Annotated in this window: 18 protein-coding genes; 11 read left to right on the top strand and 7 right to left on the bottom strand. The window is 36.7% G+C overall.

What is annotated here, in order from left to right; genetic code table 11:
- Nucleotides 1–42: 42 nt before the first annotated feature.
- The gene (locus RNZ47_RS03955) at nucleotides 43–1,914 is read right to left on the bottom strand and encodes a T9SS type A sorting domain-containing protein (RefSeq protein WP_311936707.1); all 1,872 of its coding nucleotides are present in this window, start codon (nucleotides 1,912–1,914) and stop codon (nucleotides 43–45) included.
- A 168-nt stretch (nucleotides 1,915–2,082) separates the two neighbouring features.
- Here RNZ47_RS03955 and RNZ47_RS03960 point away from each other — a divergent pair, with 168 nt between their 5' ends.
- The gene (locus RNZ47_RS03960; protein WP_311936710.1) at nucleotides 2,083–3,375 is read left to right on the top strand and encodes an aminopeptidase P family protein; all 1,293 of its coding nucleotides are present in this window, start codon (nucleotides 2,083–2,085) and stop codon (nucleotides 3,373–3,375) included.
- A 152-nt stretch (nucleotides 3,376–3,527) separates the two neighbouring features.
- Here the strand turns inward: RNZ47_RS03960 and RNZ47_RS03965 are convergent, their stop codons facing one another.
- Nucleotides 3,528–4,850: an aspartate kinase gene (locus RNZ47_RS03965; RefSeq protein ID WP_311936713.1), complete on the bottom strand. Its 1,323-nt coding sequence runs from the start codon at nucleotides 4,848–4,850 to the stop codon at nucleotides 3,528–3,530.
- 190 nt (nucleotides 4,851–5,040) lie between these two features.
- Between RNZ47_RS03965 and RNZ47_RS03970 the strand changes: the two genes are divergently transcribed.
- The gene (locus tag RNZ47_RS03970) at nucleotides 5,041–5,697 is read left to right on the top strand and encodes a hypothetical protein (RefSeq protein ID WP_311936717.1); all 657 of its coding nucleotides are present in this window, start codon (nucleotides 5,041–5,043) and stop codon (nucleotides 5,695–5,697) included.
- 60 nt (nucleotides 5,698–5,757) lie between these two features.
- Here the strand turns inward: RNZ47_RS03970 and RNZ47_RS03975 are convergent, their stop codons facing one another.
- From RNZ47_RS03975 to brnQ, 4 genes are all read right to left on the bottom strand, one after another.
- Nucleotides 5,758–6,144 carry a cupredoxin domain-containing protein gene (locus RNZ47_RS03975; protein ID WP_311936720.1) on the bottom strand — a complete coding sequence of 129 codons (387 nt, stop codon included), beginning with the start codon at nucleotides 6,142–6,144 and terminating at the stop codon, nucleotides 5,758–5,760.
- A 45-nt stretch (nucleotides 6,145–6,189) separates the two neighbouring features.
- Entirely contained in the window at nucleotides 6,190–6,750 is a 561-nt protein-coding gene (locus RNZ47_RS03980) for a carboxymuconolactone decarboxylase family protein (protein ID WP_311936723.1), read from the bottom strand.
- Between the two features lie 354 nt (nucleotides 6,751–7,104).
- On the bottom strand, nucleotides 7,105–7,947 hold the full coding sequence (locus RNZ47_RS03985; RefSeq protein ID WP_311936727.1) for a helix-turn-helix domain-containing protein: 843 nt from the start codon (nucleotides 7,945–7,947) through the stop codon (nucleotides 7,105–7,107).
- A gap of 8 nt (nucleotides 7,948–7,955) precedes the next feature.
- Nucleotides 7,956–9,242, bottom strand: a complete 1,287-nt coding sequence (brnQ, locus tag RNZ47_RS03990) for a branched-chain amino acid transport system II carrier protein (protein ID WP_311936730.1) — start codon at nucleotides 9,240–9,242, stop codon at nucleotides 7,956–7,958.
- Between the two features lie 34 nt (nucleotides 9,243–9,276).
- On the opposite strand from brnQ, the gene RNZ47_RS03995 reads away from it, so the two are divergent.
- From RNZ47_RS03995 to RNZ47_RS04005, 3 genes are all read left to right on the top strand, one after another.
- Nucleotides 9,277–10,053, top strand: coding sequence for an alpha/beta fold hydrolase (locus RNZ47_RS03995; RefSeq protein ID WP_311936734.1), 777 nt, complete (start codon nucleotides 9,277–9,279; stop codon nucleotides 10,051–10,053).
- Between the two features lie 61 nt (nucleotides 10,054–10,114).
- Entirely contained in the window at nucleotides 10,115–10,381 is a 267-nt protein-coding gene (locus RNZ47_RS04000) for a DUF1660 family phage protein (RefSeq protein WP_311936737.1), read from the top strand.
- An 81-nt stretch (nucleotides 10,382–10,462) separates the two neighbouring features.
- A complete protein-coding gene (locus RNZ47_RS04005) occupies nucleotides 10,463–10,711 on the top strand; it encodes a DUF1660 family phage protein (protein ID WP_311936740.1) in 249 nt (82 codons plus the stop codon).
- Here the strand turns inward: RNZ47_RS04005 and thiL are convergent.
- Nucleotides 10,701–11,747 (bottom strand): thiamine-phosphate kinase, encoded by a 1,047-nt coding sequence (thiL, locus tag RNZ47_RS04010; RefSeq protein ID WP_311936743.1) that lies wholly within the window; start codon nucleotides 11,745–11,747, stop codon nucleotides 10,701–10,703. The genes RNZ47_RS04005 and thiL overlap by 11 nt on opposite strands.
- A 293-nt stretch (nucleotides 11,748–12,040) precedes the next feature.
- On the opposite strand from thiL, the gene RNZ47_RS04015 reads away from it, so the two are divergent.
- The 6 genes from RNZ47_RS04015 (at nucleotide 12,041) to RNZ47_RS04040 (ending at nucleotide 17,576) form a co-directional block, all read left to right on the top strand.
- Complete coding sequence (locus RNZ47_RS04015; RefSeq protein ID WP_311936747.1) at nucleotides 12,041–13,426, top strand: choice-of-anchor B family protein; 1,386 nt, start codon at nucleotides 12,041–12,043, stop codon at nucleotides 13,424–13,426.
- Nucleotides 13,427–13,471: 45 nt separating this feature from the next.
- On the top strand, nucleotides 13,472–14,779 hold the full coding sequence (locus RNZ47_RS04020) for a hypothetical protein (RefSeq protein WP_311936751.1): 1,308 nt from the start codon (nucleotides 13,472–13,474) through the stop codon (nucleotides 14,777–14,779).
- Between the two features lie 59 nt (nucleotides 14,780–14,838).
- Nucleotides 14,839–15,606 carry an MbnP family protein gene (locus RNZ47_RS04025; RefSeq protein ID WP_311936754.1) on the top strand — a complete coding sequence of 256 codons (768 nt, stop codon included), beginning with the start codon at nucleotides 14,839–14,841 and terminating at the stop codon, nucleotides 15,604–15,606.
- Between the two features lie 25 nt (nucleotides 15,607–15,631).
- Nucleotides 15,632–16,678: a cytochrome-c peroxidase gene (locus RNZ47_RS04030; RefSeq protein ID WP_311936757.1), complete on the top strand. Its 1,047-nt coding sequence runs from the start codon at nucleotides 15,632–15,634 to the stop codon at nucleotides 16,676–16,678.
- 139 nt (nucleotides 16,679–16,817) lie between these two features.
- Nucleotides 16,818–17,147 carry a HesB/IscA family protein gene (locus tag RNZ47_RS04035; RefSeq protein ID WP_311936759.1) on the top strand — a complete coding sequence of 110 codons (330 nt, stop codon included), beginning with the start codon at nucleotides 16,818–16,820 and terminating at the stop codon, nucleotides 17,145–17,147.
- Between the two features lie 33 nt (nucleotides 17,148–17,180).
- The gene (locus RNZ47_RS04040) at nucleotides 17,181–17,576 is read left to right on the top strand and encodes a four helix bundle protein (RefSeq protein WP_311936762.1); all 396 of its coding nucleotides are present in this window, start codon (nucleotides 17,181–17,183) and stop codon (nucleotides 17,574–17,576) included.
- The last annotated feature ends 29 nt before the right edge of the window (nucleotides 17,577–17,605 follow it).

The raw sequence follows: 17,605 nt of genomic DNA on the forward strand, positions 1-17,605 counted from the left end.
TATGCTAGTTTTTTTGTTAATTCTTCAATGTAATAACGTGAATTAATCTAGCACCATCTTTTTTGTGATTACTGCCAAATCAGAATGAATATTCACAAAATAAACACCTTTTGAAGCACCATTCATTTTAATGGTTTTTGTGTTTGATTGATTTGAAATATCGTGTTCGGAAATCAATCGACCGCTAATATCGTAAATCACGGCTTTTTCTAAATTGATATAAGACGCTTTGTTAATATAAAATTGATTTTTTGCTGGGTTCGGGTACAGGCTTATGGCATTGTTTAATTCATCTTCTTCAATACTTAAGTTACAAATAGAAGAGTCTACCATAACAGATGTTCCTCCGCAAGGTACAAGAGAAGTGCTTCTATCTTGTACACTATTTCCTCCTGCTATATTGTCATTACTTAAAACCCGCTGTTGTTCGCTGTTTTGCAATGCATAAATCATAACATCATTATTATTATCTACTTGAGCAGAATTATCTATAACATGTCCTAATTGATGCGCATGCCCTAGCTCGTGAAGTGCTACACTATGGAAATCGTACTGAAAAAACCCAGGAAAACCACTGCCAAAATACCAATCGGTTGCATCGTCAAAAACAACATCTATTTCGCTTACAAACCAATTAGCATCAGGTGTTCCTCCAGTTGCGCAACCGGAGTACCAAGACGTACAGCGCCCTAAAACACCAACTTCTAGTTCACTTCCATTGTCAAATCTTACCACGTTGGTCCCATCGGCATCAAGGTTGCCGTCTGGTGGCATATCGCCATCAACACCAATTACATCTACGGTGGTAGCAACGCCGCTAACAATCCAATTTACCTTGGTTTCACATCTCCAATTATCTAAAGCCGCTTCAAATGCCGCTTTTGCTCCAGGGTGTTCGGTATCATTAAAAAAATCCGTAAACATTTCCCATGTATAGCCTCCGCTTCCGTTGTCGTTTACATGCTGTACTTGATAGGCATTTCCGGCAGAAACCACATTTAATTCTGCGTGAGTTACCGTTAACGTTTGAGAAGAAGTAGCTTGGGTAGCATTGGAATTATGAAATACAGTCACAGGGCCTGTTCCGGCTTCAGTAGGCACCTCGACCTCAATTGTTGTATCATTCCATGTTATTATTTGTGATGCTATTGGTATAGGTGCTGGCGAATTATCTGGAGCTAATAATTCACTGGTCAATGTTGCGCCACCATCATCTGCATTTGGAAACCCAATTGTTCCTTTAGCTGTGCCAAATCCAGTGCCCGTGATTGTTAAAATCGCTTTTTCTCCTGCTACTATTGAAGTAGGAGATATGTTTGAAATCGCTACTGCTAAACCAGAATTGTTTTTATTGCCATTGTGTAGTACAATAGCGTTCGGTTTTACTTCAACCATTTTCTGTTGGGTCAAATTTTCTACATGTGTATAAAATCCTTTTTCTATCTTTTTATAAGATTTAAACACATTATTAGCGGAATTAGCCCTAATGTTATATTTGTAAAACCCTTGAATTCCGCTGTAGGCTTCATATCTTTTAGTAGTCCCTTTGTCTGCTAAATCCACTTTATTTGTTGGATTGAGCATAAAAACACCTTGTCTGCCAATTGATAATTGCAAACTATGAGATGAAATTTGAGCAGTGAGCCCTACAACGCCACCTAAGGTAATCACATCAACATATTCAACTTTCTCTCCTTTAAAAACTTTATATACTTCAATAATGTTAGAGGTATAAATATTTTTACTTTTTAAATCCCAAAAAGATTTTTGTGATATAACTTTTCCTTCCACTATTAAACCAGATGCTTCTACTTGCTGTTGTAACGGTATTTCTCTGAGGCTGGCTTGTGCCAATAATGGACCGGTAGTTATTAAACAAAACAACAATGCCATAAATAAAGTAATTTTCTTCATCATCTTAAGTTTTAGTGTTAATATAAATGCTGTAAATTAAATCTTATGGCTTCAAAATCAAGCTAATAGATTTTAAAATAAAATCTGGGGAGAATACCAAATATAGCAAATTACAGCCAATAATTTGCTTAGAATTACTACATTTATCCACTTAATTCAATACTTATTATGAAATATCATCCAATTAACTCAAACCTTTTTATAAAAAACAGAAAAAATTTCGCCGCTCAGATGAAGCCCGATAGCTTGGCCGTTTTCAATTCCAACGACATCTATCCAATAGGGGCGGACAGCACCATGCCTTTTGAGCAACATCGCGATATCTTTTATTTAAGCGGTGTCGATCAAGAAGAAAGCATTTTGGTTTTGTTCCCCGATTGCCCAAAGGAAAAGCATCGTGAAATTCTGTTTTTAAAAGAAACCAACGAACATATTGCGGTTTGGGAAGGCGAAAAATTGACCAAAGAAAAAGCCTTTGAAACCAGTGGAATAAAAACGGTTTATTGGTTGCAAGACCTAGAAAAAATCCTGTTTGAAATCATGACACAATGCGACACCGTTTATATAAATACGAACGAGCATTACCGCGCATCCATAGAAACCGAAACCCGAGAAGCGCGCTTTACAAAATGGTTAAAGGATAAATATCCCGCGCATGCGGTAGCCAAAAGCAATCCAATTTTACAACGGCTTCGATCGGTTAAAGATCAAGTAGAAATTGATTTAATCCAACAGGCTTGTAACATTACCGAAAAAGGGTTCAGACGTGTTTTAAACTTTGTAAAACCCGGGGTTTATGAGTTTAATATTGAGGCCGAATTTATGCACGAGTTTTTAAATAATCGCTCAAAAGGATTTGCCTATACGCCCATTGTGGCTTCCGGAAATAACGCCAATGTGTTACATTACATAGAAAACAATCAACCTTGTAACGCGGGCGATTTAATTTTGATGGATGTTGGTGCCGAATATGCAAACTATTCAAGCGATATGACGCGAACCATTCCGGTTTCCGGTACATTTTCCGAAAGGCAAAAAACCGTTTATAACGCTGTTAATCGCGTTAAAAATGAAGCGACTAAAATGCTGGTTCCCGGAACCATTTGGGAAGATTACCATGTTGAGGTAGGTAGATTAATGACGAGCGAATTGCTAGGGTTGGGTTTGCTCGACAAAGCCGATGTGCAAAACGAAGACCCAAATTGGCCCGCTTATAAAAAATATTTTATGCACGGAACAAGCCACCACATGGGATTAGATACACACGATTACGGCATTTTAACAGAACCAATGCAAGCCAATATGGTGTTTACGGTAGAGCCTGGGATTTACATTCCGGATGAAGGTTTTGGTATTCGATTAGAAGACGATGTGGTTATCCAAGAAACTGGTGCCCCTTTTAATTTAATGCGAAACATTCCTATTGAGGCCGATGAAATTGAAGATTTAATGAACTCGTAAAACAAATGGGATGAGGCTATATAATAGTGATTATCCTGTGTCAAACTGAGCGCAGTCGAAGTTTTAATATTGTGAAAACCAAAGCATTTCGACTGCGTTCAATGTGACATTTAAAGTAGAAATCAACTTTTTATACAGCCGTATCTCTTTTTTTATACCGTTACCAACTCAAATAAATAATTATTAAGTCGTTTTAGGGTTTCAATTTTATCATTGGAATGTATCAAAAGGGAGATGTTATTGTTACTGCCGCCATAAGAGATCATCCTGATTTTTACATCTTTTAAAATTTTGAATAGCTTATACGTATATTGATGATTTACAACCGAATGTCCAACTAAACAAACAATACTCTGGTTTTTGTCGACTTCAATTAATGCGAATTTTTCGAGTTCCGCAACAATTTTATCCAGATTTCTATCATCGTCAATGGTAAGCGACACCGCAACTTCAGAGGTTGTAATCATGTCGATAGCCGTTTCGTAAATCTCAAAAACCTCAAAAACTTTCTTTAAAAAGCCATGGGCTTGCAGCATGCGCCCTGATTTAATTTTTATGGCCGTAATATTGTCTTTTGCCGCAATGGCTTTTATGCCGTTTTCTGATGTGAGGCTAGAGATTAAAGTACCGTGAGCATTAGGATTCATGGTGTTTTTCAAGCTCACGGGAATATGATCTGCCCTTACGGGAGTAACCGTTTGCGGATGCAGTATCTTAGCGCCAAAATAGGCTAATTCCGCGGCTTCATCATAAGATAAATTTGAAATGGGCTTGGTGTTTTCAACATACCTTGGGTCGTTGTTGTGCATGCCGTCAATATCGGTCCAAATCTGTACTTCTTCAGCTTTAATCGTAGCGCCTATTATGGTTGCTGTGTAATCGCTGCCACCGCGCTGTAAGTTCGATATGTCTCCATTGGCATCTAAACAAATAAAACCTTGGGTGATATAAATATCTGACGCTTCAGCGGAATTGAAAACAGTTTCAAAACGGGTTTTTATATAAGGCAAATCGGGTTCGTGAGTAGCATCAATACGCATAAAACTTAATGCTGGCAATAAAGTAGAACGAATCCCTTCTTGTTGCAAATAACTATTAAACATAAAGGTTGAAAGCAATTCGCCTTGAGCTAAAATTTTGTTTTCCAACACTTTCGAAAACGCTTTGTACGTTGAGCCAATTAACAAACTAAAAATATCTGAAGCATATAGTTTGGCCTCTTTATTTAGAGTTTTGTTAGTTAAAAGCTCATCAATGGTAAGGCTGTATTTTTCTTGAAGCTTATGTATTTTATCAATCGCTTCGTTCGAGTTTCTTTCTTTGATATGATTGGCGATGGCAACCAACTCGTTTGTGGTTCCGGACATGGCAGATAAAACCACGATTTTTTTATTACCGTCGTTTATTATATTCTTAACATTTATCATGTTTTTTATAGACCCAACCGATGTACCACCAAACTTTAATACTTTCATTGTTCATTTATTTATGGTGTAAAATTATAATTCATTCTTGCAATAAAGATATTTTTTGAAAAAAATGTTTATATTTACACAAATTGTTATATAATTAACATGATGCATCAAAAATAGAAAGTTTACTTTTTGGAAACTTATAATATTGATGTTACATGCGTTCTTAAAAAAAGACTATAAAAGCTATCACATGAAAACTGTATCAAACTGTGTAGAAGACATTTTAATTTCGCAACCTTACTTAGAGGAAGCTCTGTCGAGAAACATTATAAATTTTAGTGCGTTGGCTATCGAGCTCACCCAACCCATTAGCGAGATGCTAAAAAAAGAAGTAAAACCTGGTGCGATTATGATGGCGTTAAGGCGTTACAATCCGCCGGTAACCTTGTCAAATTCTGTAAAAATGAAACGGATGCTACAGAATTTAGGCGATATTACCGTGCGTTCCAACCTAACCGATTTTACCGTAAAAAACTCGAATACATTAATACACAACCACGCTAAGGTTTTGGAAAAAATAGATGATGAATCTAAATTGTTTTACACCTTTACAAGGGGTATCCACGAAAGCAATATGATTATTTCGAGCAGTTTAAAAGATTACATTACCACACAATTGCAACTTGAAACATTTCTTGCGGTACAGGATAATTTATCGGCAATAACCATAAACTTACCACAGGATAACTCTAAAATTGCTGGTTTATATTATCACTTTTTTAAGCGATTGGCTTGGGAAGGTGTGGTGCTTTACGAGGTAATTTCTACCACAAACGAGTTTACCATTTTGGTTGAAGATGAATATGTCGATAAAGCATTTACGGCCATAAAAAGAGTTAAAAACTAGAAAAGGCGTGCTAAATAATCAGCACGCCTTTTGGGTAGTAAATTAGTCACAGTCAATAACCTACTTTACAATTAAAGTGTATTCGGGTGTTTCGTTAAAAGGACAGAAATATTTATACGTTCCTTTTTTTAGAGTGACCTCTTTTGAAGATTCTGTTTTGCCATGTTTCACCATTTGCGACACGTAAGCCTCGGTAATATGGTTTTCTGGTTTTGTGCCATCTTTCCCATCTTCAATTAAAACCAAACCTACTTCAGGGGCAGCATTGTTATTTGATACTTCAAAAATATAAGTCCCTTCAGAAAGTGTTAATGTTTTTTGGGTAAACTCACCTTTTGTTTGCTCTAACGATATTGTTTTTACAGCATCAGCTTTTGACATTTTGTCTTGCGCCGTAGCGGTAAACGTAAAGGCGACTAAAAATAATCCTACTATTAAATTTTTCATTGTCTTCATTTTTAATTCAATTTTAATTATTGTTTTATTGGAATATTAGCTTGTTGTAACTGTAAATTTTCCAGCTTCAACACTTGGGAAATCCACTTCGGTTTCCGCAATATGGTTAACATAATTTGTTAGGGTATTAGACACCACGTTTAATATGATTTCTAAAATGTCACCATCGTTGTAACCTGCTTCTTTAACAGCTTGGATAGCTTCGGTAGATACTTGTCCTCTGTTTTTTGTAACCGCTTGTGCAAATTGCAAGCCTGCTTGGGTTTTAGTATCGGCAGCGTTACCTTGTCTGTTTTGTTCGGTTTCCTCAATGGTTAAACCATTCATTTTACCAATGGCAGTGTGCGCAGATAAACAGTAGTTACAAGCGTTTTCTTCGGCAATGGCCAGTGCCAATTGCTCTCTGAATTTGTTGCTAAAGTTCCCGCTTGCGGTTAACTCGCCTAAACTTAAATAAGATTGAAGGGTTGCCGGTGAGTTGCCAAATACTTTAACCAAATTTGGAATAAAGCCTAATTTGTCTTGAACGGCGTTAAATAATTCTTTCGATTTACCTGTTGTGGTTTCTGGGTTTAATGTTTCAATTCTTGTTTTCATAATTTCTATATATTAATTATTATTAAATTTATTTATTCATGTTTTTGCATTCGCACAATTGGCGCTCTGGATGGTTTTCATCATACTCTTGATAGCCCCAACAATTTGGACATTGTTCGTTTTGTATTGGTTTCATAATGCGTTGTTTTGATTACAATGCAAAGATGCAACCGATAGTAGGCTGAAAAAATGGACAAAGGTTCCTTATGCTTGGACTGTTGCGCTTTAGCACTGGTTTTTTACGAAAAGGATGGAAGTGACGTCCTTTTTTTGAGGCACGAGAATGAGATGCGACCTTTCGGCTACGCTCAAGATAAACTTACAGCTAACCTGCAAGGGCACGTCCAAATAAAATTAATAGTCTTTTTTAAATTGAAGAGGCGATTTTGTAGTCGCTTTTTTGAAGAAACGTGTAAAATATGCAGGATCGTTAAAACCCAATGTATAAGCGATTTGTTTTACAGAAAACGTGCTGTAAATTAATTTACGCTTAGCTTCAAGAATGATTCGTTGTTTTATAAAATCGCTTGGTGTTTGATTTCCTGTTTTTTGAAAATGTTTGGCTAACGATTTTGGAGAAAGCCCCAAACGATTGGCATAATCGGTTACCGTATGTAGGGTTTTGTAATTCTGCTCAACCAAAACACTAAAATCTTTAAAGAGTTTTGTTTCGGCATCATCTTTTATAATATGGTTTTCTTTTTTTATGCGAACAGAATGAATGATAAACTGTTTTAAATAAGACTGAAGCATATCGTATTGCGCTGCAACGTCATCGCGTTTAAACTCATCTATCAAACTTTCTAAAATAAAATTGAGCTTATTTGTGTCGCTTTCGCAAGGGCTTACAAAAGGGGTTTCGTATACATTGTTAAAGAGTATTCCGTTGCACGCCACTTCTTGGTCGTGCGTTTGAATGCAGTAAAAATCGCGAACAAAAGTTAGTTTGTAAGCTTCTTTTATTTCTTCCGATTCAACCGAAAACACCTGCCCCGGCGATAAAAAAAACAATACATTATCGTTAAAGGCATAGCTTTCAAAATCGATATTATAAACGCCCTTACCTTCCTTAATCCAATAGATATTGTAAGCGTTTATTTGTTCGGGCTTATTAAATACACAAGCCTCTTCAAATTGGATGATGCTTAAAGAAAAAATGTCTTTATATGAATAGGTTGAAATTTCTTGAACAGCCATTTATCAAATTAATTAGTTGGGCCTTTAGTCGTAAAAATTTTAATATTTAACACTAAAAATGTAATTAATGCGGGTAGCACCCAAGCCAAATTTTGATTGGCTAACGGCAGGCTGCTTTTAATACCTTCAAGATAAATGGGATCAATAATAAATCCTAAAAAGTCCGGTATGCTAAAAACAAAAGTGATGAGAACAACGCCTCTAAAAACTTGTGTTGTTGCCATTTTTTCTGGAATTACATTCAACAAAATAAGTACGATACACAACGGATAAATAAACATTAAGGCAGGAAGTGCCACATCTATAATATACTTAACTTCCATTTGCCCAACCAATATGCCCACTAAACAACATATAATACTTGTAATTAAATAGGCGTTTTTAGAGGCTTTAAAATAGGCTTTAAAAAAATCGGCAATGCTTACAATTATGGCTACGGCTGTGGTAAAGCAAGCTAAAGCTACCAATACACTTAAAAAAGTAGACCCAATGTTTCCTAAGGTTTTGGTGGCTAAACCAGAAAGTAAATCCGTTCTAGAAATATCAGCATCAAATTGCCCATTGTAAAATGCGCCAATGGCAATTAAACCTGCGTAAATAGTAAACAAGCCGGTCATGGCAATCAAACCTGATTTAGCAACCATTTTTCTTTTTTCTAAAAAGGATAAATTATTTTTAGAGCTGTTTATTGAAACCAGCACAACACCACCCATAACCATTCCTGCCATAGCGTCGTAGGTTTGGTAGCCTTCTAACAAACCGCTTATTATTGGAAGTTCAAAATTTGAAGGATTTATTGTTGTTTCAGCAGAAAAAACACCAATAACAATAATCGATAATACGATTAAAACAATTATCGGCGTTAAGTATGTACCAAGTATGCTTAGTGCTTTATTCCGATTCATTACAAAAATAAATGCCAACACAAAATAAACAATACTGGTAAGTAACGCGCTTGTATCAAAAAAAGGCGCTATGGCCATTTCGTGGGCTACGGCCGCCGTTCTGGGACAGGGCAGTGCAATGGTAATGGCATACATGCAAAAACAAAAAGCAAGACTAAAAAGCGGTGATACTTTTTTGCCAAAATCGAACATGGTACCTTGTAATCTGGCATGTGCGAAAATGGCCAGTAACGGAATTACGGTTGCCGATGTTACAAAACCCAAGGTAACCATCCACCAATCTGTGCCTGCATTGTATCCCAATAATGGAGGTAAAATTAAATTTCCGGCGCCAAAAAAACCAGCAAATAAGGCAAAGCCAAATACAAAGGTCTGTTTCGTTTTATTCATTGGTTGGTTTATCTTTGTCTAATATAGTTTAAAAATGATTTTAGAATACAAAGGGATTCATATTTTTTATACCGATAAAGGTAAAGGGCAAGCCCTAGTGCTGCTGCACGGGTTTTTGGAAAACTCGAACATGTGGGATGTGTTTCTGCCACAATTGACCAAAAACAATAGGGTTATTTGTATAGATTTGTTGGGTCATGGGCAAACGGGTTGCATAGGGTACATCCATTCCATGGAACTTATGGCCGATGCTGTTTCGGCGGTTTTAAATCATTTAAAAATCAATCAATCCACCTTCATCGGGCATTCCATGGGCGGTTATGTGGCGCTCGCTTTCGCGGAAAGAAACCCAGATGCGTTAACGGGCTTGTGTTTAATGAATTCTACGGCCGAAGCGGATTCAACAGAAAAAAAAGAAAATAGGGATAGAGCCGTAATTGCCGTTAAAAAAAACCATAAAGTTTTTATTAGGATTGCGATTAATAATTTATTCAGACCAAAAAACAGAACCATTTTTTCTGAAACCATAAAACAAATAATCATTGAAGCTTTGCAAACACCTTTACAAGGTATTATTGCGGCGTTGGAAGGCATGAAAATTCGACCAAACAGAGAAGCTGTTTTAAAATCCAAAAGCTATAAAGTAATGATGATAATTAGCAAAAAAGACCCTGTTTTAGATTATAACGCACTAATATTACAAGCAAAAAAAGCGAATATAAAAGTGGTTGAGTTTCCTGATGGACATATGTCTCATATTGAAAATAAAGAGGATTTCTTACGCAATATATTGTATTTCATCGAAAATTAATAGCACTTTATCGTTTTATTGTTTTTTTTTACTATGTTTATTGACCCTAAATCTTTAACCCATGGAAAAAACTACCAACAAACCTACTTTTATCCCAAAAATGTACTGCAATCTTTTTGGGCATGATTATCAAGTAAGTAAAAAAGTAACTTACCACGTAAAAGAGTACACGTGCAGACACTGCAAAAAGGAATTAACCACAAACAGCAACGGTAATTTAATAGAGCTTACTCCCAAATTTAGAGAGATAAACGCGATACTGAGTCGCATACATGCTTCAAGAATGCAACGTTTAAAGAAGAAACCAGCCGTTTCGTCGATTTATTAATCACTTGAATGTAACTTTAACGGCTTTTTAATATATTTAAACCTCTCCCTTAAAATAGTATTAATTAATAGTTAAAGTTAAATGAAAAACATTCATTGCAAGGTGTTTGGACATGATTTGGAAGTATCACGAAATGTAACCTATCATGTTAAAGAATACGCCTGTAAGTATTGCAGAAAAGAATTTACAACCAGCAGCTCAGGGAATTTAACCGAGCTTACCTCAAAGTATAAAGAGATTAACAGCGTTTTAGAATACATCCATAACAAGCGTATTTCTAAAACCACTTGCAAAAACCTCAATCCTAATTTATTGGTTTTTAAGCATTAAAGTTTTTCCAGCCTTGTGCCTTAATTGGTATTCTTGTTTCTGCTCGGGTTACTAAATGCATGCCTTCGCTTTCCTCTTTTATATGTCCGATTATTGAAAAATTGGGGTTTGCTTTAATTTTTGGATAGTCATCTTGAGAAATCGTAAACAACAGTTCGTAATCTTCGCCGCCATTTAAAGCCACGGTAGTGCTATCAATATTAAATTCTTCACAAGTTGAAATCACCTGTGGATCCAACGGAATTTTCTCTTCATACAAATCGCAACCCACTTTGCTTTGTTTGCATATATGAATAATTTCAGAAGACAATCCATCGCTAATATCAATCATCGAGGTTGGTTTCAGCTTTAAATCGCTTAATAGTTTAACAACATCTTTACGAGCTTCGGGTTTTAATTGACGCTCAATAATATAGGAATAAGGTTCTAAATCGGGTTGGCTATTTGGGTTTACTTTATACACTTCTTTTTCGCGTTCAAGCACCTGCAATCCCATATATGCGCCGCCCAAATCGCCCGAAACCACCAACAAATCATTTGGTTTTGCGCCAGATCTGTAAACTTCTGCGCCAGTTTCAACCTCGCCAATAGCAGTAACCGAAATCAGTAAGCCTGTTGTAGACGATGTGGTGTCTCCGCCCACAACGTCAATGTTATAAATGTTGGCAGCAGTTTCAATTCCGGCATATAAATCTTCGAGTGCTTCAAGCGGAAACCTGTTAGACACCGCAATGGAAACCGTAATTTGCGTAGCGCTGGCATTCATGGCATACACATCGGATAAATTAACAATTACAGCCTTGTAGCCCAAATGTTTAAGGGGCATATAGCTTAAATCGAAATGCACACCTTCAACTAGTAAATCGTTAGTAACAACGATTTTTTTATTTTTAAATTCTAAAACCGCGGCATCGTCACCAATACCCCTAATTGTGGATGTGTGTTTAATTTTAAAATTCTTGGTTAAATGGTCAATAAGACCAAATTCACCTAAATCGCTTAACGGCGTGCTCTGTTGATTTTTATCTTCTATCATGTTGCAAAAATAAGAAGCTATTCTTATTAACCAACATGCTTTTTGTATTATAACATTAAAAAGATGTTGGTTTCTTCAAATAACAATCATTCAATTTTAACATTAAAATCGTTGAGTTGCCGTCTTTTTAATTAATATTAAACTAATTTTGTTTCTAATCTTAATATTTATAAATCATTATTTATTAGTTTCTTAAGATTAAAATATGTGACTCACTAATTCGTTTTAATACAATGCTATGATATTAAAACAGCCTGAAAAGACTGAAAAAGAATAATTAAAAAATTGCAAATATGAGTATGTCCCTAAAAAGTACAAATATCCTAAAAAACATAATTTTAGGATGTATTTTATTATCACTAACCTATTCTTGCGAGAACGAAACCGTAGAACTTACAACGGTTTTTATTGACACGGATAATGATGGCATTGAAGAAAGTGTAGACAACTGCCCATCTATTGCAAATCCAGATCAAGCAGATGCCGATGGTGATGGTATAGGTAATTTGTGCGATAGCGATTTTGATGATTCTAACGTTCCCATGGCGATTTGCGAAAATGGCTTTGCCGGTATTTATCCTTGTAACGATTACGATTTAATGGCACATGTACCCATAGCTACTTTTGGCGCCGTTTCCGGAAATGATTCCTGGGGTTGGACAGACCCAACTACCGGTAATGAGTATGTTTTAGTGGCAACCAATACCAACGTTGCCTTTATTGATATTACCGAACCAACAAACCCTATTTATTTGGGCAATATACCAACTGAAACCGTAAACAGTTCTTGGCGCGATGTAAAGGTTTACAATGATCACGCCTTTATAGTTGCCGATAATGTTGGTCCCCATGGCATGCAAGTATTCGACTTAACGCGTTTGCGAAATGTTGCTAATCCGCCAGAAACCTTTTCTGCCGATGCGGTTTACACGGGCGTAAATAGTTGCCATAACATTGTAATTAACGAAGAAGAAGGTTTTGCTTATTTGGTTGGGTGCAATACCTTTAGTGGCGGGCCAAATTTTATTGATATAACTAATCCTAAAAACCCTGTAGGCGCCGGTGGTTATGCTGCCGATGGATACTCGCACGACGCGCAAGTTATAACCTATAATGGTCCCGATACCGATTACACTGGCAAACAAATTTATATAGGCAGCAACGGCAGTTCTTCGGGTACGAATAAGGTGGTAATTATTGATGTTTCAGATAAAGCAAACCCACAATTTATTTCAAATGTAACTTACTCAAATCCGGGTTATACGCACCAAGGCTGGTTTACCGAAAATCAACAGCATTTTATTTTAGGTGATGAACTCGACGAACAGTTTTTTGGTAACAATACCAAAACACTGGTTTTCGATTTTAGCGATTTAGACAATCCCATATTATCATCTACTTATTTTGGGCCAACGCTTGCCATAGACCATAACGGCTATGTAAAAGGAAATACCTATTATTTGGCAAATTACAGAGCCGGATTACGGGTATTGGATATTACCAACATAGCAGCCTCATCTAACGCTATGACCGAAGTGGGTTTTTTCGATACCCATCCGTCAAGCGATAGTGCCAATTTTAACGGCGTTTGGAATGTATATCCGTATTTTGAAAGCGGAAATATTGTAATTAGCGATATTGAAGGCGGATTGTTTATTGTTAGAAAAAGCGGCACATAATCCAGTTTTATGCTGAAAAAATATTTTAAAATATTATGTCTTTATATGCTTATTTTCTTCTTTGGAAATTGTTCTAAAAATGAAGATGATGCAAAAGGAACCCCTCCTTTTCAACCCGAAATAGAATTTGTAAAATCCTTTGGGGGTTCTAAAAATGAAAGCGCCAAAACAGTCGTTAAAACCCAAGACAATGGGTATGCCGTTTTTGGTTATACACAAAGTGACGACGGCGATGTAACCAATAAACAAAACGGTTTGTTCGATTATTGGCTGCTTAAATTTGACGCCGCCAACAACCTGCAATGGCAAAAAACCTACGGCGGAATTGACGACGACAGAGGTGCCGATATGGTACAAACCACAGATGGCGGATTCGCTATTATCGGATTTAGCCAAAGTAACGATGGCGATGTTACCGCAAACGCTGGCGCTAGTGATTTTTGGATTGTAAAACTCGATGCTTCAGGAGTTGTTTCTTGGCAAAAATCGTATGGGTTTTCTGGAGCAGATGATGGCATTTCCATTATTGAAACAAACGACAATGGCTATCTTATAACAGGTGTTTTGGATGTTACGGCTTCCGGCGGTTTAGGAAACAGTAAAGCGTTGGCAACTAAACATGCCGGCGGCGATTATTGGGCCATAAAACTTAACGCCATTGGCGACAAACAATGGAGCAGATTTTACGGCGGGTCGTTTACCGATACACCTTACGATGTCATTCAAACCAGCGATAACGGTTATATTTTGGTGGGTTCTACAGATAGTAACGATGTCGATATTTCAAATAATAAAGGCTCTTATGATTTTTGGGTGATTAAAATCTCTGAAACGGGAACCTTAATTTGGGAAAAATCATTTGGAGGTTCAGAAATCGATGAAGCTAGAGGCATTACAAGCACAAACGACGGTAATTTTATTGTTGTTGGAGATACTAGAAGTAACGATCAAAACGTTTCTCAAAACAACGGAGCAGCCGATTTGTGGGTGGTTAAAATGTCGCCATTGGGCGATATCATATGGGAGCAAACTTTTGGAGGCAGCAGTTTTGATGTGGCGCGATCGGTCACAAAAACCCAAGACAATGGCTATTTGATTTCCGGGAGCTCAAGAAGCAGCGATGGTGATGTGACAACGAATAACGGACAAAACGATGCTTGGTTGTTAAAGATAGATGCAAATGCCAATTTACAATGGCAAAAAACCATTGGCGGCAGCGCCATAGATTTTGCTTACGACGCTGTGGAGTTAAACGATAAATCTATAATTGTGGTTGGCGAAACCAATAGTGCGGATGTTGACATTCCAGAAAATAAAGGGTTTACCGATGTGTTGATTTTCAAAATAAAATAACACCATTACAGAGACCTGCAAGGTTTTAAAAACCCTGTAGATCTGAAAAAAAGAAAGAAATGAAAACCATAATTCCCATATTATTTACTTGTTTACTCATCACATCGTGTAGTGAGGATAATGATGACACCGCAACTCAAGTAAATATAACCTTCAATTTTACCCACAATTGGGATGGCACTTCAGTTTCAAATGCAAATTTCAACAGCATTCAATATACCAATGCCAACGGCGAGCAATTAAGTATTACAAAGCTCCGGTATATAATTTCAAAAATCACTTTTCAAAAATCAAACGGCGAAAAAACCCTATTAGATGGTTATAATTTAGTGGATGTTACCAATGGCACGAATCTGTCGTTTACACCAACGGCAACAATTCCTTCAGGGAACTATAGTCATGTATATTTTACCTTCGGATTTGATAACGACGCTAATTACAACGGGAATTACCCAGACTTGAATTCGGCCTCATGGAATGTCCCTTCAATGCTTGGTGGCGGTTATCATTTTATGCAATTAGAAGGCAAGTTTATCGATAACACAGCAACCGAAACAGGTTACGCTTATCATGCCATTAGAGCTGTTCATAATTCTAAAACACCACAAGAATTTCAAGATACTTTTTTCGAGGTTGATTTGGGCGCGGTTACCATTACAAACCATGCCACTTTTAATATTGAAATGAATATTGCCGAATGGTTTAAAAACCCAAATACTTGGGATTTGAATGTATTGAACAATATGTTGATGCCTAATTTTAATGCCCAAGTTATGATGTATGAAAACGGGCAACATGTATTTGGTTTAAAATCTTTTACACCATAATATATTGAAAAAATGGATAACACATATGAGTTGTATTTTCATTTTCATGGGCTGGTCGTGTTCAAATGAAAGTGTGGAAACTTACGTGGCAACACCGAGTCCGTTACAAATTCCCCAATTATTTGAAGACAACATCCTAAACCCCGTAATCCCAGTTGATAATCCGCAAACCGTTGAAGGTGTAGCTTTAGGTAAAAAGCTGTTTTTCGATCCTATTTTATCGGGAGATAACACCCAAGCTTGTGCCGATTGCCATGCACCGGGGAATGCTTTTTCCGATGCTGATAGATTTAGCGATGGCATTGACGGTATTCGTGGGAACAGAAACTCGATGCCGCTATTCAATCTCGCTTGGAACTACGATGAAAAATTCTTTTGGGACGGCAGTTCATTCAGTTTGGAACATCAAGCTTTTGTACCCGTTTCAGACCCCATTGAAATGAAAAGTTCGTGGACACAATTGGAAACCGAGCTTCAGCAACATCCAGAATATCCCAATTTATTTCAACAGGCTTTTGGCACCTCAAAAATCGATTCAACTGTGGTTACAAAAGCCATTGCACAATTTGAGCGCACTTTAATTTCATCCAATTCAAAATTCGATAAGTACCTTTTGGGCGAAGCTACTTTAACGCCCGAAGAACTCAACGGGTTTAATGTATTTATGGACGAAACCAAAGGCGATTGCTTTCATTGCCACGGCAGCGATAAAAACCCGCTTTGGACCGATAATATATTTCATAACAACGGTTTGGATGCCACGTTTACCGATTTGGGTTTGGGCGCGGTAACCGGCGATCCGGCAGACAACGGTAAATTCAAATCGCCATCATTACGCAACCTTGCTTTTACCGCACCTTACATGCACGATGGCCGTTTTGCCACACTGGACGAAGTGATAAACCATTACAGCGAAGGCTTGCAAAACTCGTCAACCATCGATCCCTTAATGAAGAAAGTCGCCCAAGGCGGCGTGCAATTATCAGCTCAAGATAAAGCCGATTTAAAAGCCTTTTTACTATCCCTTTCAGATGATGAATTTATAAGTAATCCAGACTTCCTAAACCAATAAAAAATTCCTATAAAACTATATGCTAATATAATGTTAGGTTGTATGGTAATCCATGACTTATATTGTATATTTGCACTCTATTTAGAAACTGTCTTAATAAAACACGGTTAAGGCGACACTAAATCTAATAAACAAGAATATGATAAAAGTATCTGAAACAGCTAAGAAAAAAGTGGTGGAGCTTATGGCAGATGATGGCTATAATGCTGCGACCGACTATGTTCGTGTGGGCGTAAAAAGTGGTGGTTGTTCTGGATTGTCTTACGATTTAAAATTTGACAAAGAACAACAAGACGACGATAAGGTTTTTGAGGACAATGGCGTAAAAATCATCATTGACAAAAAAAGCTTTTTATACCTCATTGGGACGACACTGGAATATTCAGGCGGATTAAACGGAACAGGTTTCGTTTTTAATAACCCTAACGCAAACCGTACATGCGGTTGTGGGGAGAGCTTTTCCTTGTAAAAATTCAAAATTTAAAATTCTGAATTCAAGGTTATGGCAACTGTAAAACAATTTGAAGATTTAGATATTTGGAAACTAGCTAGAATACTTTGCAAAGACATCAACAAAATTGCAAACAGTACAGAATTAAGAAAAGATTATAAATTGTATAGTCAAATAGATGGTTCTTCAGGATCTGTAATGGATAATATTGCTGAAGGATTTGAAAGAAATGGAAATAAAGAATTTATTCAATTTTTATCTATATCAAAAGCCTCCTGTGGTGAGACAAGATCTCAATTATACAGGGTTTTAGATAGAAATTATATTAATAAAGATGAGTTTAATAAACTTTATGATCAAACGATTATTCTAGGAAAAATGATTGGAGGGTTTATGAACTATCTTAAGAAAAGTGATTTAAAGGGAAGCAAGTACAAAGCAAATTAGCCTAACTTTGAATTTTAAATTTTAAACTC

The sequence above is a fragment of the Hwangdonia seohaensis genome (assembly GCF_031932625.1).
In the GTDB taxonomy this organism is placed as follows: Bacteria; Bacteroidota; Bacteroidia; order Flavobacteriales; family Flavobacteriaceae; genus Hwangdonia; species Hwangdonia seohaensis.